The organism is Prevotella multiformis DSM 16608 (assembly GCF_000191065.1).
GTDB lineage: Bacteria > Bacteroidota > Bacteroidia > Bacteroidales > Bacteroidaceae > Prevotella > Prevotella multiformis.
Window position 1 is genome coordinate 1,217,827 of record NZ_GL872283.1, and the last position, 26,318, is coordinate 1,244,144.

Genomic DNA, 26,318 nt, shown 5'->3' on the forward strand with positions numbered 1-26,318 from the left:
TATAAGTTAGTTCCTACCTACAGGTATCCATCGCCTGTGCAACTTGAAAAAGCTCTAATTATCTTTAAAATACTTGGCGGGTGACTACTGAATACTTATATTTGCAAGTGAATGAGAAAATATATTTTCATAATAGCAGCCGTTCTGTGTACACCGCTGTATGCACAGAACACAGAAGGGGGACACAACGGTGACACTTCCGCTGTGGAACCCATAGAGTCGGCACGTCTGCAAGGACCACGTGAAGCCACCGAAGCGGAGAAAGCGTATGCGAGGAGACTGGCAGAAGACCGGGAACAGCAGGCACAGATAGACAACAACCTGCCTCTCATCACAGAGAACGGTCAAACCGTTACACCCGGCGGGTTCTATTATCCGGGCTGGGGATACGGCATCGGGCTATGGAGACTGCATGAGGGACTGAATGTAAACCTCGGTGCATCGGCCTTTGCGAGCTTCGGGCATGGAGACTATCACGGTGCAGGCTTCTCGCAGGATGTCTCGCTGATGTATGTTACCAACCTGTCAAAGAAAGCGACATTGGCAGTAGGCGGATATGTGAATCATCTCACTTACCGCGGCGACAACTACTTTGTAGGCGGTGTCAATGCTGTTCTCGGCTATCAGTTCAATGAACATTGGAGCGCCTACGCATTCGTACAGAAAGCCTTTACTTCAGACAACTTCCGGAATATCTTTGGATATGCCGGTTACGGTTCACCTTACTGGGGCGGCTATGGAACCTGGGGATACTCCTCCTTCGGCTACGGCCTGGCAGCATACGGATACGACCCGACAGGATGGGACTACGGTGCCGGCATCAGCCGCTATATGGACAGAATCGGTGGCGGCGTAACCTATCAATGGGGTTCCCACAATCAGAACTCCATCTCCGTCAATGTCGAATTTGACCATGTCCCCGCTCAACGCAACGGCTGTTACAACACCGGCAGATATGATTATCCGGTAAGATAAAGGATCATCAACAATCAACAGGAATCCTGACAGGCAGCAGACTGCCGTTTGTCAGGATTCCTGTTTTCATTTCATCCACCTCAGGCGGAGGCTGTTAAGCACGACACTGACACTGGAGAATGCCATCAGGGCACTTGCCCATGAGGGGGTAATCTGCCAGTCGATGCCGAAAGCATAGAGCAAACCGGCGGCAAGAGGGATGCAGACGATGTTATAGACAAACGCCCAGAAAAGGTTTTCCCAAATCATGCGTACCGTATTGCGACTCAGCCGAATCGCCTCCGGAATCGCAGAAAGGTCATTCCCCATAAGCGTCATCTGGGCGACATCCATGGCGACATCCGTCCCCTTCCCGATGGCAATACTTACATCCGCCAGTGCCAGAGCCTGTGTGTCATTGATGCCGTCACCGACCATGGCGACACGCTTCCCTTCGGCCTGCAGCTGCCTGACAAGATTCTCCTTGTCCTGCGGCAGGACCCTGCTGTGGTAGTGCCTGATGCCCGCCTTGTCCGCCCAGTAGCGGGTCGCTTCCTCCTTATCACCGCTCATCATATAGACATCTATTCCGTCCTTCTGCAGGGATTCCATCGCTTCACGGGCATGGGGCTTCAATGTCTCGCGTACTTCAAGGGGAAGGTTGTCAGCCTTTGTAAAGTCGATGTTCCTGTCAGGAATGGTCAGTGTTCCGGTCTTGTCCGTTATCAAGACATTCACCTTGCGCAGGCTTTCCAGAGCCGTGGCATCCTTAATGAGTATCTGCTTCTGGGCGGCTTTTCCGATACCCACCATGAGAGCCGTCGGGGTCGCCAGCCCCATGGCACAGGGACAGGCGGTGACCAGCACCGCCACAGCCGACATGATAGCCTGAGGAAGGAAAGCGTTTCCTCCGATAATCCACCACGACAGGAATGTGACAAAGGAAATACATGCTACGACTGGGACAAATACCAAAGCCGCCTTGTCGACAACCCGCTGCACGGGAGCTTTTGACCCCTGCGCCTCCTCCACCATACGGATGATGTGGGCCAGAGCCGTGTCTTCACCGACCTGACAGGCACGCATACGGAACTTTCCCTGACTCGGTATCGTTCCGGCCAGTACCTTTGCCCCCTTCTTCTTCTCTGCCGGAGTCGGCTCTCCCGTAATCATGCTCTCGTCGACGTATGCGGCATCTGCCGTCATGAAGCTTTCCGCAGATATAACCTCACCGTCAACAGGCACTTTCTCGCCGGGACGTACCTCCAAGACATCCCCCACTTCTATTGTCGAGACAGGGACTTCCTCTATCTTTCCGCCCTCAACGACATGGGCGGTCTTAGGCGCCATGCCCATCATCTGGCGAATAGAGGACGCCGTACCGTCTTTGGCTTTCTCCTCCAGCAGGCGGCCTGTCAGAACAAAGGTAATGATCATTACCGACGCATCGAAATAAGTATGCCACACAACACCTCTACCCGTCCATGCCACATCACCCCAAAACGTATTGAAGGAGCTGAACAAGAAGGCTATGCCGGTAGACAATGCCACCAAAGTATCCATGCTGGCAGCACCATGGAGCAGCTGCTTCCATGAAGAGACATAGAACTGACGGCCGCAATAAAGCATACTTGCCAGGGCTATCAGCAATGACACCTGGTTGGAAACATCATGCGAGCCAAGGTCTATCCACCGCATCGACACACACATTACGGCTATTGCAAACAGCCATGACAGCAGCGTCCTGCGCTTCAGCAAGATGTACTCATGCTTTTCTATCTCCTCTGCCGACGTCTTCCTGTCAATGACCAGATCATAACCGATTCCATTGATCTCGGCCTTCATCTTCTCAAGTGAAATCCTGTCAGGATCATAGTCTACAAGAGCCGACCGGGCCGGAAGCGACACCGAGGCAGAATCAACGCCGTCAAGTCCATTCAATTTCTTTTCTATATTGGCCGAGCATGCCGAACATGCCATACCAATAACAGGAATGGTCTGTTTCATAATCTATCACTTTTTATCGAATAATTCTTCTGTACAAGGGAAAGGTTCCATTCCAGATCCCAAGAAAGAGACCTCTGCAAAACTCTATTTGTCTCAAAACCATATATTTGATTATCAACAAGCTGCGATTTACGAGAGTCTCTGCAAGGGAGCTTTGCAGAGGTCTCAGAAAGTGAGCAAACACTCGGACGAGTAAAACCTCATCTGCGGATCCGCCCCCACTTTCCACGATTCCATCAGACTTAATATGTCTCTTTATACCGCATACTCCATCCAGACGAAGAACCAACTATCCGGATGAATCGCAGCGGCTTACAGACTCATTTCATAACGTCCACTATTGTCAACGGCCGCTTTCAGCTGATCAGGAGTCACCTTGTTCTCATCATACTCCACCGTGACATCAGCATCCTCAAGACTGGCTTCAGCAGTCCGGACACCTGCAACAGCCTTTAAGGCATTCTCCACATTGGCCTTGCAATGTACACACTTCATACCACTTACTGCAAATACTTTCTTTTTCATTATTCCTGTTCCTTTCTTCATTAATACAATTCATAACAATAGAGGATACTCATCCCCTATCGACTGCAAAGATACATATATATAACAAAGGTACGTTATGGAATTATGGATAAAAATTACAAGATTCCCTCCATTATCCATAACCAAACAAACAAACACACGAAGCACACTTGACCAACAACATATTTACTTAACCACACCTGCTCGCAAATGGTTAAGTAGCAATAGGAAAAGGCGAATATATTGTTAATTTAATGTTAAAAGCAGGGTTTACTTAACCAAGAAAACTTATTTTATATACCTTTGTGGATAAGTAAGGACAAGTACTTAACCAAACAGAAAGTGATAAGCCCCCATGGATGCAGAAGAACTAAAAACAATCATCTCATTAGGAGAGAACAGCCGCGTTGAGTTCAAAGAACACTTCAGCAAAGACATAGCCATTGCAGACGAGATTGTCGCATTTGCAAACAGCAAAGGCGGCTACCTCATCTTCGGTGTAGAAGACAAGTCGGGTAAAGTCAAAGGATTAAGCTACGAAGAGATACAGAGAATCAGCAGCCAAGTAGGCAATACAGCCAACGAGAACATTCGCCCTACACTTTATGTAGAAAGTGAAACCGTAGCCATTGAAGGCAAGAAACTACTTGTCATACATGTCAAGGAAGGCATAAGCAAGCCTTACAAGGACATCAGCGGGAATATTTTCGTCAAACAGGGAGCAGACAAACGACGCATTACAGAGAACAATGAACTTCTGGAGCTGTTCTACGAATCTGGTACTTATCATCCTGATGAAGAAGGCGTAAAGCATACAAGCATCGCAGACCTTGACAAATGGCTGGTAGACAAGTACCTCATGGAAGTGTTCCACAAGAAAGCCTCCGACTTCAGCCTCCCTTTTGAAGCCCTGATGCGCAACATGCAGATCACGACCTTAGACGGCAGGCTGACCTTGGCCGGACTTCTCTATTTCGGCAACATACCGCAGATGTTCCGCCCGGAAATGGTCATTAAGGCGGTTTCATTCTACGGCAACAGCATCGGAAGTACCAGCTATCGGGACAGCAGAGACATTGACGGGACGATTCCAAGGCTCTTTTCCGAAGGGATGTCGTTCCTCCGAAGCAATCTGCATGCCTTACAGGACGGACAGAACTTCAATTCCGTTGGTCACCTGGAGATTTCAGAGATCGCCTTGGAAGAAGTCTTGCAGAATGCACTCGTCCATCGCGACTATCTGAAACCAGCCGCTATCCGTCTGCTCATCTTCGACAACCGGGTGGAAATCATATCTCCCGGCAAACTGCCTGGAGGAATGGATGTAGACGACATAAAGCTCGGCAACAGCTTCATACGCAACCGTCTGATGGCAAGTTTCTGTGCGAAGACAATGCTTTACCGCGGATTGGGTTCGGGTATCATCCGCGCCATGAACGAGTATCCGAAGATCGACTTCATCAATGACGAATCGGGAAACCAATTCAAATGTGTACTTTACCGCCCTGTTTCTTATGACATGCCGGACATGGTGTCCGAGCCCATAATGGAATACGGTCATCCGTCAAGGCGCATTTCCAGTATAGAACGATACTGTCCAGAACTTCCCAAGGAAGAAAAGGAACGTGCAGAGAAGATCCTCAGGTTCTGCATGACACCCAAATCGATACTCAACATGATGGAACTGACAGGATATAAAAGCCGGACGAGTTTCCGTCGAAGGATTCTCACACATCTGCTGGATGCACATTTACTGGAACCTACAGACAGGAAGAGTCCCAACAGTCCGAGACAGACTTATATCACAACCTCACTTTATTGAGGCTGTGATATTTTCGGTTCTTCCATTTTAATCAGAGACATAGCCAAGACCGTCAACCGTCTGTGCTGTTATCATCCTCCGATACAAAACCATTTTCATTTTAATACGTGAAAACACAGACAAGATTTTGAAAAGTCATTACATAATTTCAAACAAATCAGCTGCAAACAAAAACAAAGCGTGCAAAAATCAGGTCTGTAACCAACAGGCAATCAATTGGTTATTAAGCCGTCCACAAAAGGTACTTGATTGGACTTCAATAGGGCGTTGGTAACACGCTAAAAGAGCACCTGTTGCAAGTCAATCAGGCATCTTTTAGAAGCCAGAAGAGCATGTGTCAGCTTTGAGCTGCATAAAAATGTTTACAAACAGCGATAGTATGGGAATAAGTCGTTTGTAGAAGACAGAAAGACAGGCTGATGGACAGGCGTCGCATCAATTCGCCTTTCCTGCATTTTATCCTGTAGTTTATCCCCCTTTGTAAGACCATCTGATTTTGGATAGTCATACCCTGCAAGTGCATAAGCCTTTAATTCTATTTCCAATCTATACCTTTAACGGAAAAGCCATATTTTCTCCGTTACCGCCGTCTGGTAAACCTTTTCCACACAAGCCCGTCACGGACTCTTACCTGTCTGCATTCCAGCGACAAGGCAAGTCCAGACTCACCACCTTCCGCCGATGAGCCGATGCCCGGCACATGCCGTGTCGGCGGCGAACACCGGGCGTGCTGAGGGCTAACACCTCTGCTATCTGCGGGAACGTGTGCAGCTTGTCGTGGAAGCAACATCGTACTGCCAACCGCCAACGTAACCTTATCGGATGGAAAAGGAACGCTTCCTCCCCAGGCAATTGGGAATCCTCGTTTAATGGAACACGCATAGGAATCTACGACTGTCAAGGTCTGCCAGACTGCAATGATTATCTGTCAATTCAGACTTCCGAATTCTTTTCTTTAACAATAAAAGACTACTTTTGCAAACGAATAGAAACATATACAACTATGGATGTGAAACATGCAAAGCTCATCGCGGCTATGACCGAATACGACAAAGGAGATCCAAAGCGTATTCAGCATTTCATGAAAGTACATGACTATGCCGCTACTATCGGGACACTCGAAGGACTTGATGCCAAGACGCAGGACATCCTTGAGTCTGCTGCCATTCTCCACGACATCGGCATCCACATCAGCGAACAGAAATACGGATCCTGCAACGGCAAGTATCAGGAGATAGAGGGGCCGGAGGAAGCGCGGAAACTGATGACACAAATGAAGAACTTCACAGAAGAAGAGACGGAACGCATCTGCTTCCTCATCGGGCATCACCATACGTACAATTCTATTGAGGGGATGGACTATCAGATTCTTGTAGAAGCAGACTTCCTCGTCAACCTCTATGAGGACAGATGTTCGGAACATGCCATCAGCTCAGCCTGCAAGCACATTTTCAGGACGGGGGCCGGTATCCGCCTGCTGAAACAGATGTTCGACCATAACGGATACAAGACTTCATTCCACAGGGAAGACGACTGACACAATGAAAAGAAGAAGAGGACATGTCCGAATGCAATTCTCTTTCTGAGAATCTTACAACATGAGACAAGGCAATAAAGAAAAGACCATTTCAAAACTCGATTCCGAGTAAGGAAATGGTCTTTTCTCCGTTTTTCAGAGGCTCTCCATACAGATTAAAGGCGGTCAGACGATAGGTAATCAATATTTTGACACACCCTCTTCTAAAATCTGCAAAGATTGGACTGGAAATCCACATCCACGCCCTTTGCAAATCTATCCTCCAGCCTTGTGCTCTACCTTCCCCATCCATCACACAGCCTGCACACCTTTCTTCAAGAAGCCGGACCGACAGCGGAGCAAGGACAGATTTACCTATAATTCACTGCATGCAGCTACTTACCAGAGCTTCAGGCGATCTGCCTCCGGGATGAAGAGCTTGTCGCCCTCCTTCACACCAAAGGCCTTGTACCATGCGTCAATATGCGGGAGAGCACCGTTCACACGCCACTCGCCCAAGGAATGTGGATCGCTCTTCACACGGCTGCGTATCTCCGCCTCGGTGATATTGTTGGCCCATACGCCAGCGTATGCAATGAAGAAGCGCTGTTCAGGCGTGAAGCCCATGAGGGTCTTTCCTTTCTTGGCTTCTGCCGTCTTTTCAAACGCATTGAAGGCAACCTCGAGACCACCGTGGTCGGCAAGATTCTCACCTAAAGTAAGTTTCCCATTTGCATTGAGGTCCGGCAACACTTTGATGGCACTGAAGAAGTCGGCATACTTGGCCGTACGGGTCTCAAAGTTCCTGCCGTCTTCCGCAGTCCACCAGTCGGTCATATTTCCATCCTTGTCATAGTGACGTCCCTGGTCGTCAAATCCATGAGTCATTTCATGTCCGATTACCACGCCGATAGCACCATAATTGAAGGCATCATCCGCCTTGGGGTCAAAGAACGGATACTGGAGAATACCTGCCGGGAAGCAGATCTCATTCGTCGTCGGATTATAATAGGCGTTCACCGTCTGGGGTGTCATCAGCCACAGATCCTTATCGACCAGTTTACCCGCTTTCTCCCTGACGGCATCTTCTGACCAGAATCTTTGACAGGTCTGTACATTCTCGTAATACGACCTGGCCGGGTCGATCCTGAGTCCACTCAGGTCTTTCCACTTGTTGGGATACCCCACCTTGACATAGAAAGTCGAGAGCTTCTCGAGGGCAGCCCGCTTCGTCGGTTCACTCATCCAGTCCTGTGCCCTGATGCGTTCGGCAAGACTGATCCGGAGGTTCCCGATAAGGTCCTCCATGCGTCTCTTGCTTGCTGCGGGGAAGTAACGTTCACAATAAATTCGTCCGAGCGCTTCCCCCATCTGCCTTTCCACCTGCTGTGTGGCACGTTTCCAGCGAGGATAGTCCTGCTTCGTCCCGCGCATCGTCTTGCTGAAGAAGTTGAAATATTCAGCACGGACGGCATCGCTCAGATAGTTGGCTGAAGCGAGGATGGCACTCCATTCCATACGTGCACGGAGTTCATCGGCGCTCTCGGTTGAAGCCATTTTGTCGACACCTGCCAGAAAAGCCGGTTGCCCGACGACCATCGACTGGATATATTCACTCTTAATGCCTTCCGCATTCGCCAGCTGCTCAAGAGGTATTGCCGGGTACTTCGCCTTGAACTCCTCGAGTGTCATCTTGTTGTAGTTGGCTTCCACATCACGCAGCTCCGTACGGCTTTTAGAGATTAACGCCAGCATCGTCTCGTAACGCATCACGGCATCACGTCTTGCCTGTGCCTGGCAGTCGGAGAATCCATAGAGACGGAACATATTGGCAATGAACTTCCGATAGGCATTCCGGATGTCGCTCGTCGCCTTGTCATTGTCAAGATAGTACTCTTTCTGCCCGAGGGTCAGCCCGCCCTGGGAGATGTTGAGGATATTCATTTTCGCATTCTTCTCATCGGCATCAAAGCCGTAGTCGAACGGAACACCGTAGCCAAAGACGGCATACTTCAGCTGGAGCGCACGGAGATCCGAAAGCGTCGCTGCACCTTCCATCTCGTCAAGCAAGGGTCTGACAGGATTGATCCCTTCCTTATTACGGCGTACAGAATCCATGGCGAGCCGATAGAAATCACCCAGCTTTTTCTCGACGCTTCCTGTTTCTCCCTGCTTCTTGAGCAGGTCTGTAAGGATCGTATTGATACGTTTGTTATTGTTCTCCTGTAACTGGTCGAACGATCCGAAACGTGAGAATGCGGCAGGGAGCGGATTGCGCTTCTGCCATCCTCCTGTGGCAAACGTAAAGAAGTCGTCAGCCGGACGGACGGACTTGTCAAGATTCTCGGCTCTGATACCAGCCTGGCCCTGCGCCATGCCGGCAACCGGAGCAGATGCAATGAGCATCATTGGTAAAAGTGTCTTGATTTTCATATTCTAATAAGTTAAAAGTAAAATCTTCCTTTCTACAGCCTCCCCCTTGCTTCTTCCGCAACAGGAAGCGGGACTGGTCAGTTCTTGAGCGTCTCCAGCTCTTCCGAAAGCACCATCCATCTGTCGTTCTCTTCATCAAGTTCCCGCTGGATATTGGTATATTCCGTTACGAGTTCCATATCCGAAGCATTTTCAGGCACCATGAGAAGTTCATCCAGTTTCCGTTTACGATCTTCCAGTTTTGCTATCTTCGCCTCCGAATCTTCCACGGCACGCTGCGCCTTACGGATCTTCTTCTGCTGGGCCTTGTGTTCAGCATAGGCAGAGGCTCCGGCATTCCCAGTCCCTTCCTCTACCTTTCCTTTCGGAGAAGAAACTGCCGACTGGCGACCATTGCGTACCGGCAGGTCACGGCCGGTACCTCCTTTCTCTGCAGAAAAAGGGGGGAGGACGGAAAGCCTTTCAAGATAATCATAGATTCCTCCCAGATGTTCTCTCACACGTCCACCGCCGAACTCATATACTTTACTGACCAGTCCGTCGAGGAACTCACGGTCATGGCTCACGATGATCGCCGTACCGTCAAAGGCTTTGATGGCTTCCTTCAGCACTTCCTTTGAGGGAATGTCAAGGTGATTCGTCGGCTCGTCAAGAATAAGGAGATTAACAGGTTCGAGCAGAAGTTTGATCATGGCCAGACGTGAACGCTCACCGCCCGAAAGCACCTTGACACGTTTCTCAGACGTTTCGCCGCCGAACATGAAAGCACCAAGAAGATCGTTGATCTTCAGGCGCATCTCACCTGTCGCCACCCTGTCTATCATCTCATGGACCGTAAGGTTTTCATCCAGCAGCTGCGCCTGGTTCTGTGCGAAATAACCAATCTGCACATTATGCCCGATCTTCAGTGTACCTTCAAAAGGAATCTCCCCCATGACACACTTCACGAAAGTCGATTTTCCTTCACCGTTCTTTCCGACAAAAGCCACTTTCTCTCCTCTTCTGATTGTCAGGTTCACGTCTTCAAAAACCGTCTGTCCCGGCCCGTCGCTGTGCAGCCTGCTGGGATAAACCTTCTTGAGGTCTTCCGCAATGACAGGATAATCCCCGCTCCTCAGACAGGGAGGAAACTTCAGGTGCATTGCAGCGTTGTCCACCTCGTCCACCTCTATCGGCACGATCTTTTCCAGCTGGCGGATGCGTTGCTGTACCTGTACCGCCTTGGTAGCCTGGTAACGGAAACGTTCGATAAACGCCTTCGTATCGGCAATTTCCTTCTGCTGGTTCTCATAGGCACGGAGCTGCTGCTCGCGGCGTTCACGGCGCAGGACGAGATACTCGTCGTACTTCACACGGTAGTCTTCCACATGGCCGCAGGTGATCTCCAGCGTACGGTTCGTGACGTTATTGATGAAGGCACGGTCGTGACTCACGAGAACGACAGCCTTGGCACTCTGCAAGAGAAACTGCTCAAGCCACTGGATAGACTCTATATCAAGGTGGTTCGTCGGCTCATCCAGCAGGAGCACGTCAGGATGACGGAGAAGGATCTTTGCCAGTTCGATGCGCATACGCCATCCGCCGGAGAACTCACGTGTAGGACGTTCAAAGTCTTCCCTCGTAAAACCGAGTCCCGTCAGCGTGCGCTCAATCTCAGCCTCATAGTTCTCTCCTCCCATCATCATATACCGTTCATGCTCCGTCGTGAACCGCTCTACAAGCGCCGCATACCCGTCACTCTCATAATCGGTACGCTCGGCCATCTCCTGCTCCATCTTCCTGATCCGCTCTTCCATCTTTGTCGTGTCGGCAAAGGCCTTGCGCGTTTCTTCCTTCACGGTCGTATCGTCAGACAGCTTCATCACCTGCGGGAGATAGCCTACGGTCGTATCGTTGGGGACAGATACCGTCCCTCCTGTAGGTTTCTGCAGACCGCAAAGAATCTTCAGCATCGTGGATTTCCCGGCACCGTTCTTGCCTACCAGGGCTATCCTGTCGCGCTCGTTGATGACGAAAGACACATCCTTGAACAATGGCTTCACGCCGAACTCCACCGTCAAACCCTCTATTGCTATCATTTCTTCTCTTCTGTTTCTATGTATTGAAAAACAAATTTAATAATGTCCTCAGCGGGACTTCTCTGCATGCAGCTCCTGGCGCACAGACAACAAGTCTTCCTGCAGAGACCACATTCTTATTTTGAATAGAAAAGCCCCATCCTTATTTTGAATAGAAAAGCGCCATCACAACCGTCACGGCACAGAGCCAAGAACCCGGGGAATACTTTCCCATGAGAAAATTCGCCATGGACTTGTATCTTCCTCCAGCAAAGACTGTACGCTCTTCTTCAGGAACCGCCTCCCGATGAAGTTGTTGATGCACTCACCCTCCATGAACAGCTGTCCGAACTGCCGCCACGAATCTGCATGGATACTGATGAAGTTGATTTTATCACGGCAGAGGGCTTCGACTTCGTGGAAAGACAGGTATCCTACTTCCACGGCAGAGGTAAGGACATAAAGGTCTATCCCTGCTAAAAACACGGAGCGTGCGAGATTGTCTTCCTCGTCATGCGCTTCTTCCAATGCGTCTAAGACATTGGAAACACCAGCGGCATCTTCCAATCCGAAATCTCTTCTGAGCAGCTTCCGCAGGCTCTCAACTTCACCACCTCCCAAGTGTCCGAACTCCATCAAACGCAGCGGGACACCAGAAGTGAGGACGGAACGGAAAGGACAGCTTAACGCCAAGGCGAGATTCTCAACCGTCGGACTGCACTGTTCCCTTACTTTCAAAGCCGCTTCATAAGGAGCGTACTCGGCCAGCCTCTCGCTTTCGAGTTCGGATTTCCCCTCTGCAACACCTTCTTTAAAACTTTCTATGAGTTCTCTGACAAATTTGAACATAACATGATTCTTACAGTCCTTACACCTCCCGGCCACGACGGTACATTCTGATGTACAGGCATGCGGCTTCCTGCATCCCAACCATCCATGGACTTTTGCAATGGGCAAATATACATAAAAACTGTGATTTATAAGCCAGCGGGATGAAGAAAATGCTTTTCCTTTAGAGGAAAGGATGCAAAACTTATGCCTGAAACAAGGCGTGCCGGAGACTGGACAGCCTCCGGCACGCTTCCGTCTATGTCCTCCTTCTTACTGACGCTGGGCAAGATGGCTGTCGATATGTGCGACGGCGTGGCTTGACAAGTGTGCGAAAGAGTCGAGGATGTCCTGTACATTCCGTTCTTCCTCGACCTGCTCGTCTATGTACTTGGCGATGAAGTTCTGTGAAGCACGATCCTTCTCCTCATCGGCGACATCTGCCAGACGGTTGATGAGCCCCGTGACATTCTGCTCGTGAGCCAGCGTGTCGACAAAGGCCTCCTTGGCATCGGCCCAGCTTGTCTTGACAGCCTCAATCGCAGTAAGACACACCTCACCTCCGCGCCGAAGAACGAACTGCGCCATGTCCATCGCATGCTGTCTCTCTTCTTCAGACTGCTTGAACATCCAACTGGAGAAACCCTTCCAGCCCTCTTTACGGAACCAGAACGCCATCTGCAGATAGAGGTTTGACGACCACATTTCGGCTGCAATCTGTGCGTTGAACGCATCCTGCATCTTCTTTGTCATATTCATTTTCTTACTCTCCTGAATTTAAATATTATTAATAGAAAAATCTTTCATCCGTTGTCAACGGACAATTTACATTGCAAAAGTAACAATTTACTGTCAGCAGTCCAAATATAGAACCATATAATCACCCTCCGGCGACTACTCTATCACGACCGTAGTCCAGCCGTGCCGATCTTCGACCGTTCCGTACTGGATGCCCCGGAGCATCTCATAGAGCCGTGTCGACCATGGGCCGGGCTTGTCGCCGAAACGGTAGACCTTGCCGGTTTCCCGGTCATCGAGCCGGGAAATGGGGGAAATGACAGCCGCGGTACCGCACGCGCCGGCTTCCTCGAAGCTGGCAAGCTCTTCCTCGGGAACAGGACGACGTTCCACCTTCATGCCCAGGTCCTCTGCTATCTGCATCAGGCTCTTGTTGGTGATGGAGGGCAGGATCGAGGTCGATTCAGGCGTAATGTAGGTGTTGTCCTTGATGCCGAAGAAGTTGGCCGCACCGCACTCGTCAACATACTTCTTCTCCTTGGAGTCGAGATAGAACTCGGAGGCGTACCCTTCCTGGTGCGCACGCCGGTTGGCTCTCAACGACGCAGCGTAATTCCCGCCCACTTTGTACATTCCCGTTCCCAGCGGCGCCGCACGGTCCGCATCACGGACAATCACATACGAATTGGTAGAGAATCCGCCTTTGAAGTAAGGACCGACCGGTGTGACGAAGATCAGAAAACAGTATTCCTCGGCAGGACGGACCCCTACCTGTGCAGACGTACCGATCAGGAGCGGACGGATATACAGAGAGGCTCCGCTCTCATAGGGCGGTATGTAAGGCTGGTTGAGACGGACGACCTTCTTGACCATCTCGACAAACAGCTCCGTAGGGACCTCGGGCATGACAATGCCACGGCAGGTACTCTGCAGACGGGCTGCATTCTCTTCCATGCGGAAGACACGCACTTTCCCATCAGGACAGCGGTAAGCCTTCAAGCCCTCAAAGGCTTCCTGACCATAATGAAGACAGGTCGCGGCCATGTGCAGTTTCAGATATTCATCCGAACAGACTTCCACCTCTCCCCACTTTCCGTTACGGTAATAACAACGTACGTTGTAATCAGTTGGTACATAACCGAATGTCAAGTTTGACCAATCCATATTTTTCATATTATATAAGTATTTAAATTCAACTTAATGACTCTGAAACACAAAAGTACATAAAATCGGCTTACCATGCAAGTCCATTTAGATTTTTATTGACTTCAGTCATGTTCTTCCTCCGTGAGCAGGGAGGTTCTACCGGTCGGAAAGCAGCTTCTGTATCTCGTCATCCGTATGCTTCAGCTTCTGCTTACAGAGCTTTATAAGCCCCTGCGCCTGCTTCAGCCGGGAAGCCATGGAATCCACATCCAGTTCACCGCGTTCCATCTTCTCTACAATGTCCTCCAGCTGACGGACAGCCTCTTCGTAATTCACATCTTTCATTCTATTCGTTCTTTTTTTCATTATGCTTTTGCCGTTACAGGACCGCCATTGGCAAAAGAGCCCGGAATCAGGGAGCAGGGGAAAAGGACTGCATCCCGACATGCCGTTTCCACGATTCTCACATTGAAGACTGTCTCCGATGCTCGATCCTGCTGTCGGCCTCTCCCGTCGCAAACCTCGTCGTAATCACCTCTCCTTCCTCCAGCTCTGCCGCGCTACGGACCGCCCTGCCTTTGTACAGCGTAATGCTGTATCCCCGCTCCAGCAGCAGGGAAGGGTCGAGCAGATGCAGGCGCTGGTCAAGCATATCGAGCCGGTGTCCTTCGGCGGACAGACGGATCTTCAGGCCTGACCGGAGCCGCTGCCCCAGCAGATCGAGACGATAGTACGAACGATGCAGAAGTTCAGCCGTCTTTTCCGAAAGGTTCCGGGACAGTCTCTCAAGCCGTGCCTCCTCCTTCGCGCGGACTACGGAAAAGAGCACCGGAATGTGCGACTCCAGATGGCGGATGCGCATCTTCTCCGCCTCCATCTTCCTCCTGACTCCGTCGGCAATGGCCGTCTGCGCACGCTCTATGCGCCCGAGCGTCACCGACAGCTGGTCAATGAGAAACGCTGCTGCAGCCGTCGGTGTCTTCACACGCAGAAACGACACCATGTCCAGCACGCTCTCATCACGTTCGTGTCCGATACCCGTTATGACGGGAAGGGGGAAATTCGCTACGTTCTCTGCAAGTTCCAGCGTGTCAAAGCCGCTGAGGTCGGCCGTCGCTCCCCCGCCCCGGATGATGACGACAGCATCGAACTCGGACTCACGTTCGTTGATGCTGTCCAATGCGGCTATGATGCTCTGCTCTACCTGCTCGCCCTGCATGACCGCCGGGAAAATCTCTACACGGAACCGGAATCCGTACTCGTTCGTTTCCAGCTGGCTGCAGAAGTCGCCATAACCTGCTGCCGTCTCAGAAGAAATGACGGCAATGCGCTGGGCGAACAGGGACAGACGGAGTCCCTTCTGCAGGTCGAACACCCCCTCTGCCTGCAGCCGGCGAACAATATCGCGGCGTTTACGCAGCATGTCGCCCATCGTGAACTCCGGGTTGATGTCATCGACGATCCAGGAGAAGCCATACTGAGGATGGAACTGGGCATGCACCTGCAGCATCACCTTCATCCCGGCATGTATCTGCTGTCCGGTAATGCGGACGAAATAAGGGGAAATGGCTGACCATACATTGCGCCAGCACTTGGCTGAGGCACGGGCTATGGGCACATTGCCGGTGTCGTCCTTCTCTATCAGTTCCATGTAACAGTGTCCCCGGTTCTCCCGCACCTCGGAGAGTTCGGCTTCTACCCAGTAAGCCCGTGTCAGGGCTGTGTCGATAACGTCTGCTACCAGACTGTTCAGATCGTAAAGCGTGAGTGCCTTCGTCATATTCCTTGAATCTTCCTATACATTAAGGTCTGTCTCTGAAGCGCCGTCCGTATCCTGAACCCGTCTCCTGAAGGTTCCTTCGACGGTCAGCCCTGTGTGCAACGTGTAGCCGACTGGTAGGCTGACCAGAAGTCCGGAACGCCATATCCCATGATATTGTCAGGATGGAGGAGGTTGCTTCCCACGCTGCGGACAAGCTCGATGATTTCCTTCGCAGACTTATGGGGCAGAGCCTGCCACAGGCAGGCCACCATGCCGGCTACAAGCGGGCAGGCAAACGACGTACCCGTGTCAGGCGTGATGTACCCCCTCCCCGACACCACATTCGTAGGACATCCATAGGCCATCACGTCGGGCTTGACACGTCCGTCGGCAGTAGGCCCGACGGACGAGAAGGCGGCATTCACACCGTCCGGAGAGATCGCCCCCACCGTAAGGATGTCGGAAGCGTCAGCCGGGACGTTGACTTTCTTCCACGTCCCCATCCCGTCATTCCCAGCACTGTTGACCAGGATCATGCCCTTGCCTGCCATACGGGAGGCAGCCCGCGATACGGGAGCCGTCCGGCCGTCCAGGTCCGGATAATGATAACTCGTCGACTTGTCGTCATAGCCATGGTACCCCAGGGAGGAACTGACAACATCTACTCCGACAGAATCGGAAAACTCGACAGCCGCGATCCAGAAGTCCTCTTCTGCCGAACTCTCCGTAAGATAATCCTCCGTACGCAGCAGCCAGAAGCCGGCTTTGGGAGCCGTCCCCACAAAGACCGTCGGCTGGTTCATGGCGATCGTGGACAGGGTCTTTGTCCCATGATCCATCTCTCTGAAGACATCCTCGTCGTATCCGGCCACGAAGTTACGCGTGCCACAGACATTCACGTTCTTGAAGGCCGGGAGCCTGTCCACATTCATGAAACCTGCATCCAGAACGGCAATCGTCATCCCCTGTCCCATAAAGCCAAGGTTATGCAGCCGCCTTCCGCCCAGACTCTCCAATTGTTCCTTGCCCATTCCATAGTAGTCGTGGACGGTAGAGTCCAGCACCTGCAGGTCCGCGCGGTAACGGACACGCTGGGACAGAGGACGGAGCGAGTCGGGAGAGACAAATACCAGTCTGCTTTCCTTCACAAACGGCAGCCTCCTCAAGTCCTCCAGGGCCTTCCGGTCGCTGCCTCGGACAAGGACAGAATTGTTCCACTTGCTCACGGCCACGACCTTTCCACCAGCCTTCCTGATCCGCTGGACATAGGCGGGCGTCACGGGAAGGTCGGTAGAGTCAAGTTTCAGCCCCTGCCGCTGCCGCCGGAAGATGGAGGCTTTCGAGAGAAACTGTTCCGGCTTATCCAGCGTATAGGGTGTACCGGCCTTGTCTGCCAGCGTGATGCGGAACATGTAACATTTTCCACCGGGATAGGCTATCAGACCGCCGTTGCCCTTGCCCGCCCACGCAAGAGACGTGACGAACGAGAGCAGGAACAGAATATGTATCCTTAGGTTATCTTGCTTCATACCCTGCAAAATTACACAAAAAATATTGGATTACCTATTGGAAAAGCGGGAAAATAAAAAGGATTCCCGCCGAACGGGAATCCTTCTCTGTGCGCCCTTAGGGACTCGAACCCTAGACCCACTGATTAAGAGTCAGTTGCTCTACCAGCTGAGCTAAGGGCGCCTGCCGAACGAAAAAGGCTGGGTCAAAAGCCTGTCTGTGTGCGCCCTTAGGGACTCGAACCCTAGACCCACTGATTAAGAGTCAGTTGCTCTACCAGCTGAGCTAAGGGCGCTCATTTTCGTTTTGCGAGTGCAAAGGTATAACTTTTCCGTGAACCAGCCAAACTTTTCCGCTTTTTTTTAGTCAGAAACACCTCCCGGGTACAATCCCGGTTACAATCATTGCCCTCCTCAAGCACTCCCCCATGGCGGATTTCCGGTGGAACTCTCCCCTGTGTCTGTCCTTAGCCGGCTCTCTCCCTGAAAGCTGTACAACAGCCCATTCGGATGAAAGAAAGGGCAGAGAAAGATGTATCCAGGTATGCCCAGGGACAGACTACACACCGCCCTCATACGCCGGGAATACTGTTCCCAGTGCCTGGGAAGCTCATTCCCAGACGTTGGGAACAGGATTCCCAAGCGGTCGGGAATATCATTCCCATGTAGCCGCTTGCAGGATATATTGTACAGTCTCATGTCTTTGGCTGGCTGCTTTTCGTCTTACTTCTAAACCGGATGGCGGGGCAAGAACTTGTTTTTAAACGTCGTCTGCCGCATCTTGTTTCAATCATGTTAGAAGTTTACACTTTCTTTCCGATGACATGGAAAGATGGCATGAACAACATTTCCACCGTATGAATCAATGTTCGGGAAGTACATGGAAAAAGGTCTGGAAGAATTAGGAGAATCAAAAATAAAACATTATTTTTGCAGTAGAATCTATTTACTGAAATTCTGTTCATTATGCTGGGAGCAATCATTGGTGATATTATCGGTTCCGTGTACGAGTTCCATAATACGAAACGGAAAGACTTTCATCTGTTCACGCCGAAAAGCAGGTTTACGGATGATACTGTGATGACGTTGGCTGTGGCCGAATGGCTGACGGAAGACAGAAGTCACGGCAAAGAAGAACTCGTGCGCCGGATGCAGACATTAGGCAGACAGTATCCGACTGCCGGTTATGGCGGGAAGTTCATGCGGTGGCTGTACAATCCGAAGCCGGAACCTTATTACAGTTACGGGAACGGATCAGGCATGAGGGTAAGCCCGGTTGCCTTCTACGCACACAGTCTTGACGAGACGCTGCATCTGGCCGAACTGTCTGCGGAAGTCACGCACAATCATCCCGAGGGCATTAAAGGGGCAAAGGCCATCGCATCGGCGATTTACCTTGCCCGCACAGAGGCGACGAAGGAAGAGATCAGGTCCTATGTGGAAGAGAACTTCCTGTATGATCTGCACCGGTCTCTGGACGATTTACGCCCCGCCTACACTTACGATATGTCCTGCCAGAAGACCGTTCCTCCGGCTATTCTGGCGTTCTTGGAGGGTCATGACTTTGAGGAAGTAATCCGCCTTGCGGTCTCCCTGGGAGGTGATTCCGACACGATAGCGGCCATGGCAGGCGGTATCGCACAGGCTTTCTATGGTGTTCCGCGAAAACTCGCCACCTATTGCTATGCCCTCCTGACACCCCCTCTCCGCACTATCCTTGACAACTTCGAGGAGATGCTGGGCTGCCGTGAAAGCGATCCTTTCTGTCTTGAACGGTTCGTGGAGGCACAGGAGACAAACGGCAAATACCAGCAGGCTCTTGTAGAACTGGAGCATGGGCATAAAACGACGCATTGGATATGGTATGTCTTCCCGCAGCTGAAAGGTCTCGGGCACAGTGCCTATGCCCAGTACTACGGTATAGCTGATGCCGACGAGGCATCCGCCTACCTTGCTCATCCCCTTCTGGGCAGCCGGCTGCGCGAGGCTGCCCATGCCGTACTGACACATGGCGGAAAGGATATTGAAGCGGTGATGGGCGGCCATATTGACACGCTGAAGCTCAGGTCGTCCATGACGCTCTTTGATGCTGTCTGTCCAAACGATGTCTTCGGAAAAGTCCTGGACACTTTCTACAAAGGAAACAAGGATGAGTTGACGATAGAAAGAATGAAGAAAAGATGAGGAAGAACGTCTGCCGGGGTGCGCTGACACAAGCGTCCACTGCTGCCTGCCCCTAAAGGAACGGCTCTGACGGCCTCTATAACAAATCGCATCCTCCTCATTCCTTCTATGTTCCTCCACGGCAGACTACGTCTGAAACCGTATGTATGCTTGAGCCTGAAAAAGGCATGATTCCAGCTGTTCTGCTACGGAGGTGGACGAGGAAAACTGATGGAACAAATGGCAGGGCTGAATCGGGCAGGACATTCAGGTGTCAAATACAACACTTGAATATCCTGCAGATGATTTGAAAACCGAACTGTGTGTGGAGATACAGTGGACGATAAAAGACCTCTATTGAAACAAACGGACAATAAAAAAAGAAGCCTCTTATGCCGAAGAACATAAAGGGCGTGTCTGGAGGAATAAAGGCTGTTATGCAAATTGCTGTCAAGTGGCGGAAACAAAAAAGTCTTCGGAAGAAGACTCCGCACACGAAATTCCGGCCGGACGTGGATAAACCGTTTAATTAGGGAATGTGGCAGAAGCTCTTTTTTATGTGAAAGAGATCCTTGCCTGTGTTACATAGGCTCTTATATTGAAAAACCAAACAGCTTGCCTATCGGCTTGACGGGGAAAATGAATGAAAAGAACAGTCTTTTTAGTATTATCGATTGCAGCAGCACTGACGGCAATGGCACAGGGAAAAGCAGGAACATGGTCGGTGATGCCTCGGGCAGGAGTGTCAATCGCTTCCCTGACCAACAGTTCTATAATCTACGAAAATGCAGACGGAGAATCTCTGGAGACAAAGCCCCGCACCCTGCTGGGGTTTACCGGCGGGCTGGAAGTGATGTATCAGACTTCGGATCTGGTCGGGCTGTCAGCCGGCATATCCTATGTACAAGGCGGCTGCAAGTACAAAGACATGATGATGAAGGGTGACATACTTCACGATTATTATGTCCGCATGGATTATATCGCAGTACCCTTGTTGTTCCACAGTCACGTGACTTCTGGACTCTCCGTCAAAGTCGGCGTAGAGCCATCCTGTCTGGTCAGGGGGAAATCACATGAAGAGCATCTGTTCTTCGACGAAGATGCAGAGGGGAAAAAATCCAATGCCCATGAGATTAAAATGAACGAGAACATCAGGAGTGGATTGCGTACCTTTGCGCTCTCGCTTCCTGTCGGAATCAGCTACGAGTATGAACATGTAGTGCTGGATGCCCGCTATCATGTGGGACTGACCAACACTTTCAAGGGCAATGCGAGCAGACGGAGCAATGTCCTGGAAGTAGCAGTAGCTTACAAGTTTGATCTTTAGCCGAATACCGGAAGAACCGGGCCGGTACACCGTATAGACAGACAAGATAAGCCAAGAAGGAGAAGGCACTATCCCAACAGAGACGCCCGTCCTCACTATCCATCGTCTGGCAGGATGGTGTCTCCCATTCCCGAACAGCCCGGCTGCCGAGGAGGATTCCTTGCGGGCTGGTGGGAAAATGAGAGCACTAGAGCAAATCAGTAGAAGTAACCTGGCCTTGCCTCATCTTAGACTTGCCGAGACTGCAAAGAGCCGTCATCCCTGGAACAGAAAGGCATGGGGCATCATTCTCGCGCCTTACCTTTTGGAATGCAAAGGCAAGGAATATCTATTTCAGCACCTTGGCGAGGAAACGGGAAGTGTAACTTTCCTTGTTCTTCGCCACAGTTTCCGGTGTTCCACAGACCATCAGGCGGCCACCTCCACGACCACCTTCCGGCCCCATGTCGATTATGTAATCAGCAAGTTTGATGACATCAAGGTTATGCTCGATGATAAGAACGGTATTGCCCCTGTCGACAAGTTTCTCCAGTACATCCATAAGGATCCGAATATCCTCAAAATGCAAGCCGGTTGTCGGTTCATCAAGGATATAAAGGGTCTTCCCCGTATCTCGCTTTGCGAGTTCCGTCGCCAGCTTGACACGCTGGCTCTCGCCGCCGGAAAGCGTGGTAGAACTCTGCCCGAGCTTGATGTATCCCAGACCCACATCCTGCAAAGCCTTGATCTTCGGAAGAATCTGCGGTACGTTCTCAAAGAACTCCACCGCCATATTGACCGTCATGTCCAGAACATCAGCAATAGACTTGCCCTTGAAGCGTACCTCAAGTGTCTCGCGGTTGTAACGCCTGCCATGACAGACCTCGCAGGGAACCATCACATCAGGCAGGAAGTTCATCTCAATGGTCTTATAGCCGTTCCCTCCACAGGCTTCACAGCGTCCACCTTTTACATTGAAGGAGAAACGCCCGGGCTTATACCCCCGTATCTTAGCCTCGGGAAGATTAACGAAAAGCTGACGGATATCAGAGAACACACCTGTATAGGTCGCAGGGTTGCTGCGGGGCGTACGTCCGATAGGGCTCTGGTCTACATTCACCACCTTGTCAATATTGTCGATGCCTTCGATTTTCTCGTACGGCATCGGGCGCTTGAGGGAACGGTAAAAATGCTGCGAAAGGATGGGCTGGAGGGTCTCATTGATCAGCGTACTCTTGCCCGAACCCGATACACCTGTAACGACGACCAGCTCGCCCAAAGGGAACGTCACGTCTACATCCTGAAGATTGTTCCCCCTGCAGCCGACAAGCCGGATCGTCTTTCCGTTTCCCTCCCTACGCTTCTTGGGAATTTCAATAGCCCGTTCACCATTCAGATACTGGGCGGTAAGGGTATGCGTCTTGAGCATGTCAGAAGGTTTACCTTGAAATACGACCTCTCCCCCCTTGCGCCCGGCCTTCGGTCCGATATCTACGATCCAGTCCGCAGCACGCATCATATCCTCGTCATGTTCTACCACAATCACCGTGTTGCCCATATCGCGCAGCTCTTTCAGCGAATTGATGAGACGTTCGTTGTCGCGCTGGTGCAGCCCGATGGACGGTTCGTCAAGAATATACAGGACATTGACAAGCTGAGAACCGATCTGCGTGGCAAGTCGGATACGCTGGCTCTCACCGCCGGACAGCGTGGCACTCTGCCGGTTCAGGGAAAGATAGTCAAGTCCCACGTCGAGCAGGAAGTCGATGCGCTTGCGGATTTCCTTCACGATCTCGGAAGCGATTACACGCTGTTTCTCGTTCATGGACTCCTCGACATGACCGATCCACTCCTTCAAGTCAGCAATGTCCATCTCCGCCAGTTCGGCGATATTCTTTCCTGCAATCCGATAGGACAGTGCTTCACGGTTCAAACGATGTCCATGACATTCCGGGCAGGGAGCTTCGGCAATGAACTTATCCGCCCATTTCTTTCCGGCAGTCGAAGCATCGTTCTCCATGACCGTACGGAGGTACTTGACAATGCCGTCGAAAGATACAAAATAATCTGATGTCGTATGAACCAGCTCCTTCGGGATCTTCAGTTTCTCCAGTGAACCATATAGAATCTCCTCCATTCCCTCCTTGGGAATATCCTTGACGGGGGTTTTGAGATTACAGTCGTATCTTTTCAACAAGGCATCAATCTGCCAGAAAATCATCTGGTTCTTGTACTTCCCAAGAGGGACAACGCCCCCCGCATGGATGCTCAAATTGTCATCGGGGATCACCTTCTTCAAGTCTATCTCGTCAATGACCCCAAGCCCTTTGCATCGTGGACACGCTCCTTCCGGAGAGTTGAAAGAAAAAATATTGGGAGCCGGATCCTTATAGGCGATCCCCGTCACTGGATCCATAAGCCGTCTGGAGAAATACTTGCCCTCCCCGCTTTCACTGTCAAGGATCATAATCAGACCGTCTCCCTGTTTCATGGCAGTCGACACCGTCTTTGCCAGCCGTTCCCGAAGTGTCTCTTCCTCAGTACTGCCAAGCTTCATCTTGTCTATAACAACCTCGATGTTATGGTTCTTGTAGCGGTCGACCTTCATGCCCCGTACCAGTTCCTGCACCTCTCCGTCTATACGGACATACAGGTAGCCCTTGCGCCGCATCTGCTCGAAAAGTTCACGGTAATGCCCTTTTCTGTTGCGTACAATCGGGGAGAGGATATAGATCTTACGACCCTGATAATCTGACAGGATCATATCGACGACTTTCTCTTCCGTGTATTTCACCATCTTCTCACCACTCATATAGGAGTAGGCCTCTCCGGCCCGGGCATAGAGCAGACGGAGATAATCGTAAATCTCCGTCGTCGTACCGACCGTAGAGCGCGGGTTCTTGTTTGTGGTTTTCTGCTCGATGGAGATGACCGGAGACAATCCGGTGATTTTGTCTACGTCGGGACGCTCCATGTTACCGAGAAAGTTGCGGGCGTACGCCGAGAAAGTCTCGATGTACCTGCGCTGCCCTTCAGCAAAGATGGTGTCGAAAGCAAGTGAACTCTTCCCCGAACCCGACAGTCCCGTGAAGACAGTAAGGGAGTTGCGGGGAATGGTTATATCAACATTCTTCAGATTATGCACTCTGGCACCGAAGACTTCAATTTTTTCGTTCATTAAAAGGGAAATAATAGGCGATGAAAAGTGATAATGACCTCTGACAGGAGAGCGGGAAAAGTGATGCGCAATCAGTGTGCAGCCTGCGTATAGCCTCGGAGCAGGTTGACATCCCTTCGGATACGGAACTCTCTCCCGTCAGCACCCTTGGCAGTGACATTGACAAAGTATGTCCCTTGGGCAACGTCCCTGCCCTTGTATTTACCGTCCCAGCCGCCGGCGGGGTCGTCCCATTCATAGAGTTTCTGTCCCCAGCGGTTGAAGATGACAGCTTTGAACGACACAATACTCTTGTAGCCGGGCTTGGCGCGGTACACGTCATTGATTCCGTCACCATTCGGTGAAAAGGCGTTCGGCATCTGCAGACTGCTCTCACTGATGGAGACATTGATCGCATTGTAGCGTGTGGTATCGCCGTTCAGGATCTCATAGAGCACAACCCGTGTCGTTCCAGCCTCCGTAAAGATGTATTCCGTATCCTCATCATAGCGGATGAGGTAGGCTTCACGGGTGTTGTTCTGGTTGAAGAAATGCCACTCATAATTTGTAGCAGGATCATGGCCGGATGGCGGATTGGCCGAAAAGGTCACCGTCAATGGCGCCGAACCGGCATAGGTCTCGCCCGCTGCTATCGTACCTGCTTCTCCCTCCTTATCTGTGAACTTGCCTGAAGGCTGGCAGTCCTGCGCCCGACTGGATACGGAGAACAGGATTGTCAGCATTGCAGCAAGCAAACTTGTCTTACGTGGTTTCATATCCTGTCTGCTCTTTATGCGTTACTGTAAATTGTAGAATCATGCAAAAGTACATATTTTTTCTCATTCAAACAAGCAAAAGCACCTGCCAGAACTTTATAATAACGGGGCAGCTGTGTTTTTGTGTTTTTTTTCACTCTACCCCTTTTGGTTACAGATTTCTTTTGTATATTTGCACTTGTGATTTTAAATTGTTGCTTTTAAATTCAAAACATAGGTGCATGAGAAGTTATCTGAAATATCTCTTGTTATTATTCGCTGTAACATTCAGTTATAGTGTCCTTGCACAAACCGTCCAATGGCGCGACCAGCACAAGGTGAAGCGCAAGGAGACGATCTTCGGCATTGCAAAAGAGTATGGCATAACGATACCACAGCTTCTTGAAGCAAATCCCTCCATGAAGCAGCCCGGATACGAGCTGAAGAAAGGAGAGCTCATCTTTGTTCCCTTCTCCAAGGAGGGGGACTTCAAGCCTGACGGTACCATCATGGGGAAAACCGGCAGAACGGCAAAGCCCGCCAATCCCGTTGCACCAGTCCCCGTGAATGCCGTCCGCGTCGGCATCATGCTTCCATTGCACAATCAGGACGGCGACGGCAGACGGATGGTGGAATATTATCGTGGCGTACTGCTGGCTCTTGACCAGCTGAAAAGCGAAGGAATCACGACAGACGTGCATGCTTGGAATGTGCCGAAGGGCACCGATATCCATACCACACTGCTCGAGCCGAACGCAGCCAAGCTGGACATCATCTTCGGGCCGCTATATTCAGAACAGGTGAAGCCGCTGGCAGACTTCTGCCGCAACAACGGCATCAAACTCGTCATTCCGTTTTCCACCACCAGCAACGAGGTCGGGTCGAATCCCAACGTCTTCCAGGTCTATCAGACCGACGCCACACTGAACAACAAGGCAATAGCCGCTTTCCTGGAGCGTTTCCAGAAATCGCATCACCCCGTATTCATCAACTGCAAGGATGCGAGCAGCCAGGTAGGAGATTTCACCTCCAGCCTGAGAAGACAGCTTGAACTACAGAAGATCAAGTACGACCTGACCAGCACCAGTTCTTCTGCCACCGATTTCTCCAAACATTTTGATGCGACCCGTCCCAATGTCGTAATCGTCAATTCCGAAAAGAGCCCGCAGCTCAATGAGGTGTTCGCAAAACTCGATCAGATGAAGAAAACACGTCCGGGGATTGCCGTCAGCCTCTTCGGCTACAACCAGTGGTTTGTCTATCAGGATTATGACCTCGACCAGTTCTTCAGGTACAACACCTACATTCCGTCCACCTATTATTATAACAAGGCTGCGGACAAGACGAAGAGCCTGGAGGCAAAATACAGCGAGAGGTACGGAGAGCCTATGTCGAAACAGTATATTCCCCGCATGGCACTTACCGGATACGATCAGGCGGAGTTCTTTGTCCGTGGATTGAAGGCGTATGGAAAGAACTTCAAAGGAACCGCCGCCGAAGTGAAGTACCGGCCTTTGCAGACACGCTACGACTTTGTGCGTGTAGGGCAGGGCGGATATGTCAACGACCATTTCCAGCTGGTTCATTTCAAGACAGACCAGACCATGGAGAATCTTGTGTACTAACCCCTGCGAAGTGTAA

At 51.0% G+C, this 26,318-nt stretch carries 18 protein-coding genes and 2 tRNA genes; 6 read left to right on the top strand and 14 right to left on the bottom strand.

Going from position 1 to position 26,318, the window contains the following annotated elements:
• Positions 1–111: 111 nt before the first annotated feature.
• Positions 112–975, top strand: coding sequence for a hypothetical protein (locus tag HMPREF9141_RS10335; RefSeq protein WP_007368684.1), 864 nt, complete (start codon positions 112–114; stop codon positions 973–975).
• 66 nt (positions 976–1,041) lie between these two features.
• Here the strand turns inward: HMPREF9141_RS10335 and HMPREF9141_RS10340 are convergent, their stop codons facing one another.
• Positions 1,042–2,961 carry a heavy metal translocating P-type ATPase gene (locus tag HMPREF9141_RS10340; RefSeq protein WP_007368685.1) on the bottom strand — a complete coding sequence of 640 codons (1,920 nt, stop codon included), beginning with the start codon at positions 2,959–2,961 and terminating at the stop codon, positions 1,042–1,044.
• A 312-nt stretch (positions 2,962–3,273) separates the two neighbouring features.
• Complete coding sequence (locus HMPREF9141_RS10345) at positions 3,274–3,486, bottom strand: heavy-metal-associated domain-containing protein (RefSeq protein WP_040555063.1); 213 nt, start codon at positions 3,484–3,486, stop codon at positions 3,274–3,276.
• Positions 3,487–3,841: 355 nt separating this feature from the next.
• Between HMPREF9141_RS10345 and HMPREF9141_RS10350 the strand changes: the two genes are divergently transcribed.
• Positions 3,842–5,308: an RNA-binding domain-containing protein gene (locus HMPREF9141_RS10350; RefSeq protein WP_007368687.1), complete on the top strand. Its 1,467-nt coding sequence runs from the start codon at positions 3,842–3,844 to the stop codon at positions 5,306–5,308.
• A 1,003-nt stretch (positions 5,309–6,311) separates the two neighbouring features.
• A complete protein-coding gene (locus tag HMPREF9141_RS10355) occupies positions 6,312–6,845 on the top strand; it encodes an HD domain-containing protein (protein ID WP_007368689.1) in 534 nt (177 codons plus the stop codon).
• Between the two features lie 378 nt (positions 6,846–7,223).
• Here HMPREF9141_RS10355 and HMPREF9141_RS10365 read toward each other — a convergent pair whose 3' ends face one another.
• The 10 genes from HMPREF9141_RS10365 to HMPREF9141_RS10410 form a co-directional block, all read right to left on the bottom strand.
• On the bottom strand, positions 7,224–9,257 hold the full coding sequence (locus HMPREF9141_RS10365; protein WP_007368691.1) for a M13 family metallopeptidase: 2,034 nt from the start codon (positions 9,255–9,257) through the stop codon (positions 7,224–7,226).
• A gap of 77 nt (positions 9,258–9,334) precedes the next feature.
• Positions 9,335–11,335, bottom strand: a complete 2,001-nt coding sequence (locus tag HMPREF9141_RS10370) for an ABC-F family ATP-binding cassette domain-containing protein (RefSeq protein ID WP_007368692.1) — start codon at positions 11,333–11,335, stop codon at positions 9,335–9,337.
• 174 nt (positions 11,336–11,509) lie between these two features.
• Positions 11,510–12,163: a hypothetical protein gene (locus HMPREF9141_RS10375; RefSeq protein WP_007368694.1), complete on the bottom strand. Its 654-nt coding sequence runs from the start codon at positions 12,161–12,163 to the stop codon at positions 11,510–11,512.
• Positions 12,164–12,415: 252 nt separating this feature from the next.
• Positions 12,416–12,901: a ferritin gene (locus HMPREF9141_RS10380; RefSeq protein ID WP_007368695.1), complete on the bottom strand. Its 486-nt coding sequence runs from the start codon at positions 12,899–12,901 to the stop codon at positions 12,416–12,418.
• 135 nt (positions 12,902–13,036) lie between these two features.
• The gene (locus HMPREF9141_RS10385) at positions 13,037–14,053 is read right to left on the bottom strand and encodes a branched-chain amino acid aminotransferase (RefSeq protein WP_007368696.1); all 1,017 of its coding nucleotides are present in this window, start codon (positions 14,051–14,053) and stop codon (positions 13,037–13,039) included.
• 129 nt (positions 14,054–14,182) lie between these two features.
• On the bottom strand, positions 14,183–14,371 hold the full coding sequence (gene xseB, locus HMPREF9141_RS10390) for an exodeoxyribonuclease VII small subunit (RefSeq protein WP_040555064.1): 189 nt from the start codon (positions 14,369–14,371) through the stop codon (positions 14,183–14,185).
• Between the two features lie 118 nt (positions 14,372–14,489).
• Positions 14,490–15,806 (bottom strand): exodeoxyribonuclease VII large subunit, encoded by a 1,317-nt coding sequence (gene xseA, locus HMPREF9141_RS10395; protein WP_007368698.1) that lies wholly within the window; start codon positions 15,804–15,806, stop codon positions 14,490–14,492.
• Between the two features lie 86 nt (positions 15,807–15,892).
• Positions 15,893–17,317 (bottom strand): S8 family serine peptidase, encoded by a 1,425-nt coding sequence (locus HMPREF9141_RS10400; protein ID WP_007368699.1) that lies wholly within the window; start codon positions 17,315–17,317, stop codon positions 15,893–15,895.
• A 90-nt stretch (positions 17,318–17,407) separates the two neighbouring features.
• Positions 17,408–17,480, bottom strand: a tRNA-Lys gene (locus HMPREF9141_RS10405).
• A gap of 39 nt (positions 17,481–17,519) precedes the next feature.
• A tRNA-Lys gene (locus HMPREF9141_RS10410) sits at positions 17,520–17,592 on the bottom strand.
• A gap of 670 nt (positions 17,593–18,262) precedes the next feature.
• Between HMPREF9141_RS10410 and HMPREF9141_RS10415 the strand changes: the two genes are divergently transcribed.
• Together HMPREF9141_RS10415 and HMPREF9141_RS10420 are read left to right on the top strand one after the other, a co-directional pair.
• Entirely contained in the window at positions 18,263–19,480 is a 1,218-nt protein-coding gene (locus HMPREF9141_RS10415) for a DUF1810 family protein (protein WP_007368700.1), read from the top strand.
• A gap of 622 nt (positions 19,481–20,102) precedes the next feature.
• On the top strand, positions 20,103–20,786 hold the full coding sequence (locus tag HMPREF9141_RS10420) for a porin family protein (protein ID WP_007368702.1): 684 nt from the start codon (positions 20,103–20,105) through the stop codon (positions 20,784–20,786).
• 328 nt (positions 20,787–21,114) lie between these two features.
• Here HMPREF9141_RS10420 and uvrA read toward each other — a convergent pair whose 3' ends face one another.
• Together uvrA and HMPREF9141_RS10430 are read right to left on the bottom strand one after the other, a co-directional pair.
• On the bottom strand, positions 21,115–23,943 hold the full coding sequence (gene uvrA / locus HMPREF9141_RS10425; protein ID WP_007368703.1) for an excinuclease ABC subunit UvrA: 2,829 nt from the start codon (positions 23,941–23,943) through the stop codon (positions 21,115–21,117).
• A gap of 71 nt (positions 23,944–24,014) precedes the next feature.
• The gene (locus tag HMPREF9141_RS10430) at positions 24,015–24,698 is read right to left on the bottom strand and encodes a T9SS type B sorting domain-containing protein (protein WP_007368704.1); all 684 of its coding nucleotides are present in this window, start codon (positions 24,696–24,698) and stop codon (positions 24,015–24,017) included.
• 221 nt (positions 24,699–24,919) lie between these two features.
• Here HMPREF9141_RS10430 and HMPREF9141_RS10435 point away from each other — a divergent pair, with 221 nt between their 5' ends.
• The gene (locus tag HMPREF9141_RS10435; protein WP_007368706.1) at positions 24,920–26,302 is read left to right on the top strand and encodes an amino acid ABC transporter substrate-binding protein; all 1,383 of its coding nucleotides are present in this window, start codon (positions 24,920–24,922) and stop codon (positions 26,300–26,302) included.
• Positions 26,303–26,318: the final 16 nt, after the last annotated feature.

Excerpts from the sequence above, each read along its gene's own strand:
- HMPREF9141_RS10335 (WP_007368684.1), top strand. The coding sequence starts at position 112 with ATGAGAAAATATATTTTCATAATAGCAGCCGTTCTGTGTACACCGCTG.
- HMPREF9141_RS10340 (WP_007368685.1), bottom strand. The coding sequence starts at position 2,961 with ATGAAACAGACCATTCCTGTTATTGGTATGGCATGTTCGGCATGCTCG.
- HMPREF9141_RS10345 (WP_040555063.1), bottom strand. The coding sequence starts at position 3,486 with ATGAAAAAGAAAGTATTTGCAGTAAGTGGTATGAAGTGTGTACATTGC.
- HMPREF9141_RS10350 (WP_007368687.1), top strand. The coding sequence starts at position 3,842 with ATGGATGCAGAAGAACTAAAAACAATCATCTCATTAGGAGAGAACAGC.
- HMPREF9141_RS10355 (WP_007368689.1), top strand. The coding sequence starts at position 6,312 with ATGGATGTGAAACATGCAAAGCTCATCGCGGCTATGACCGAATACGAC.
- HMPREF9141_RS10365 (WP_007368691.1), bottom strand. The coding sequence starts at position 9,257 with ATGAAAATCAAGACACTTTTACCAATGATGCTCATTGCATCTGCTCCG.
- HMPREF9141_RS10370 (WP_007368692.1), bottom strand. The coding sequence starts at position 11,335 with ATGATAGCAATAGAGGGTTTGACGGTGGAGTTCGGCGTGAAGCCATTG.
- HMPREF9141_RS10375 (WP_007368694.1), bottom strand. The coding sequence starts at position 12,163 with ATGTTCAAATTTGTCAGAGAACTCATAGAAAGTTTTAAAGAAGGTGTT.
- HMPREF9141_RS10380 (WP_007368695.1), bottom strand. The coding sequence starts at position 12,901 with ATGAATATGACAAAGAAGATGCAGGATGCGTTCAACGCACAGATTGCA.
- HMPREF9141_RS10385 (WP_007368696.1), bottom strand. The coding sequence starts at position 14,053 with ATGAAAAATATGGATTGGTCAAACTTGACATTCGGTTATGTACCAACT.
- xseB (WP_040555064.1), bottom strand. The coding sequence starts at position 14,371 with ATGAAAGATGTGAATTACGAAGAGGCTGTCCGTCAGCTGGAGGACATT.
- xseA (WP_007368698.1), bottom strand. The coding sequence starts at position 15,806 with ATGACGAAGGCACTCACGCTTTACGATCTGAACAGTCTGGTAGCAGAC.
- HMPREF9141_RS10400 (WP_007368699.1), bottom strand. The coding sequence starts at position 17,317 with ATGAAGCAAGATAACCTAAGGATACATATTCTGTTCCTGCTCTCGTTC.
- HMPREF9141_RS10415 (WP_007368700.1), top strand. The coding sequence starts at position 18,263 with ATGCTGGGAGCAATCATTGGTGATATTATCGGTTCCGTGTACGAGTTC.
- HMPREF9141_RS10420 (WP_007368702.1), top strand. The coding sequence starts at position 20,103 with ATGAAAAGAACAGTCTTTTTAGTATTATCGATTGCAGCAGCACTGACG.
- uvrA (WP_007368703.1), bottom strand. The coding sequence starts at position 23,943 with ATGAACGAAAAAATTGAAGTCTTCGGTGCCAGAGTGCATAATCTGAAG.
- HMPREF9141_RS10430 (WP_007368704.1), bottom strand. The coding sequence starts at position 24,698 with ATGAAACCACGTAAGACAAGTTTGCTTGCTGCAATGCTGACAATCCTG.
- HMPREF9141_RS10435 (WP_007368706.1), top strand. The coding sequence starts at position 24,920 with ATGAGAAGTTATCTGAAATATCTCTTGTTATTATTCGCTGTAACATTC.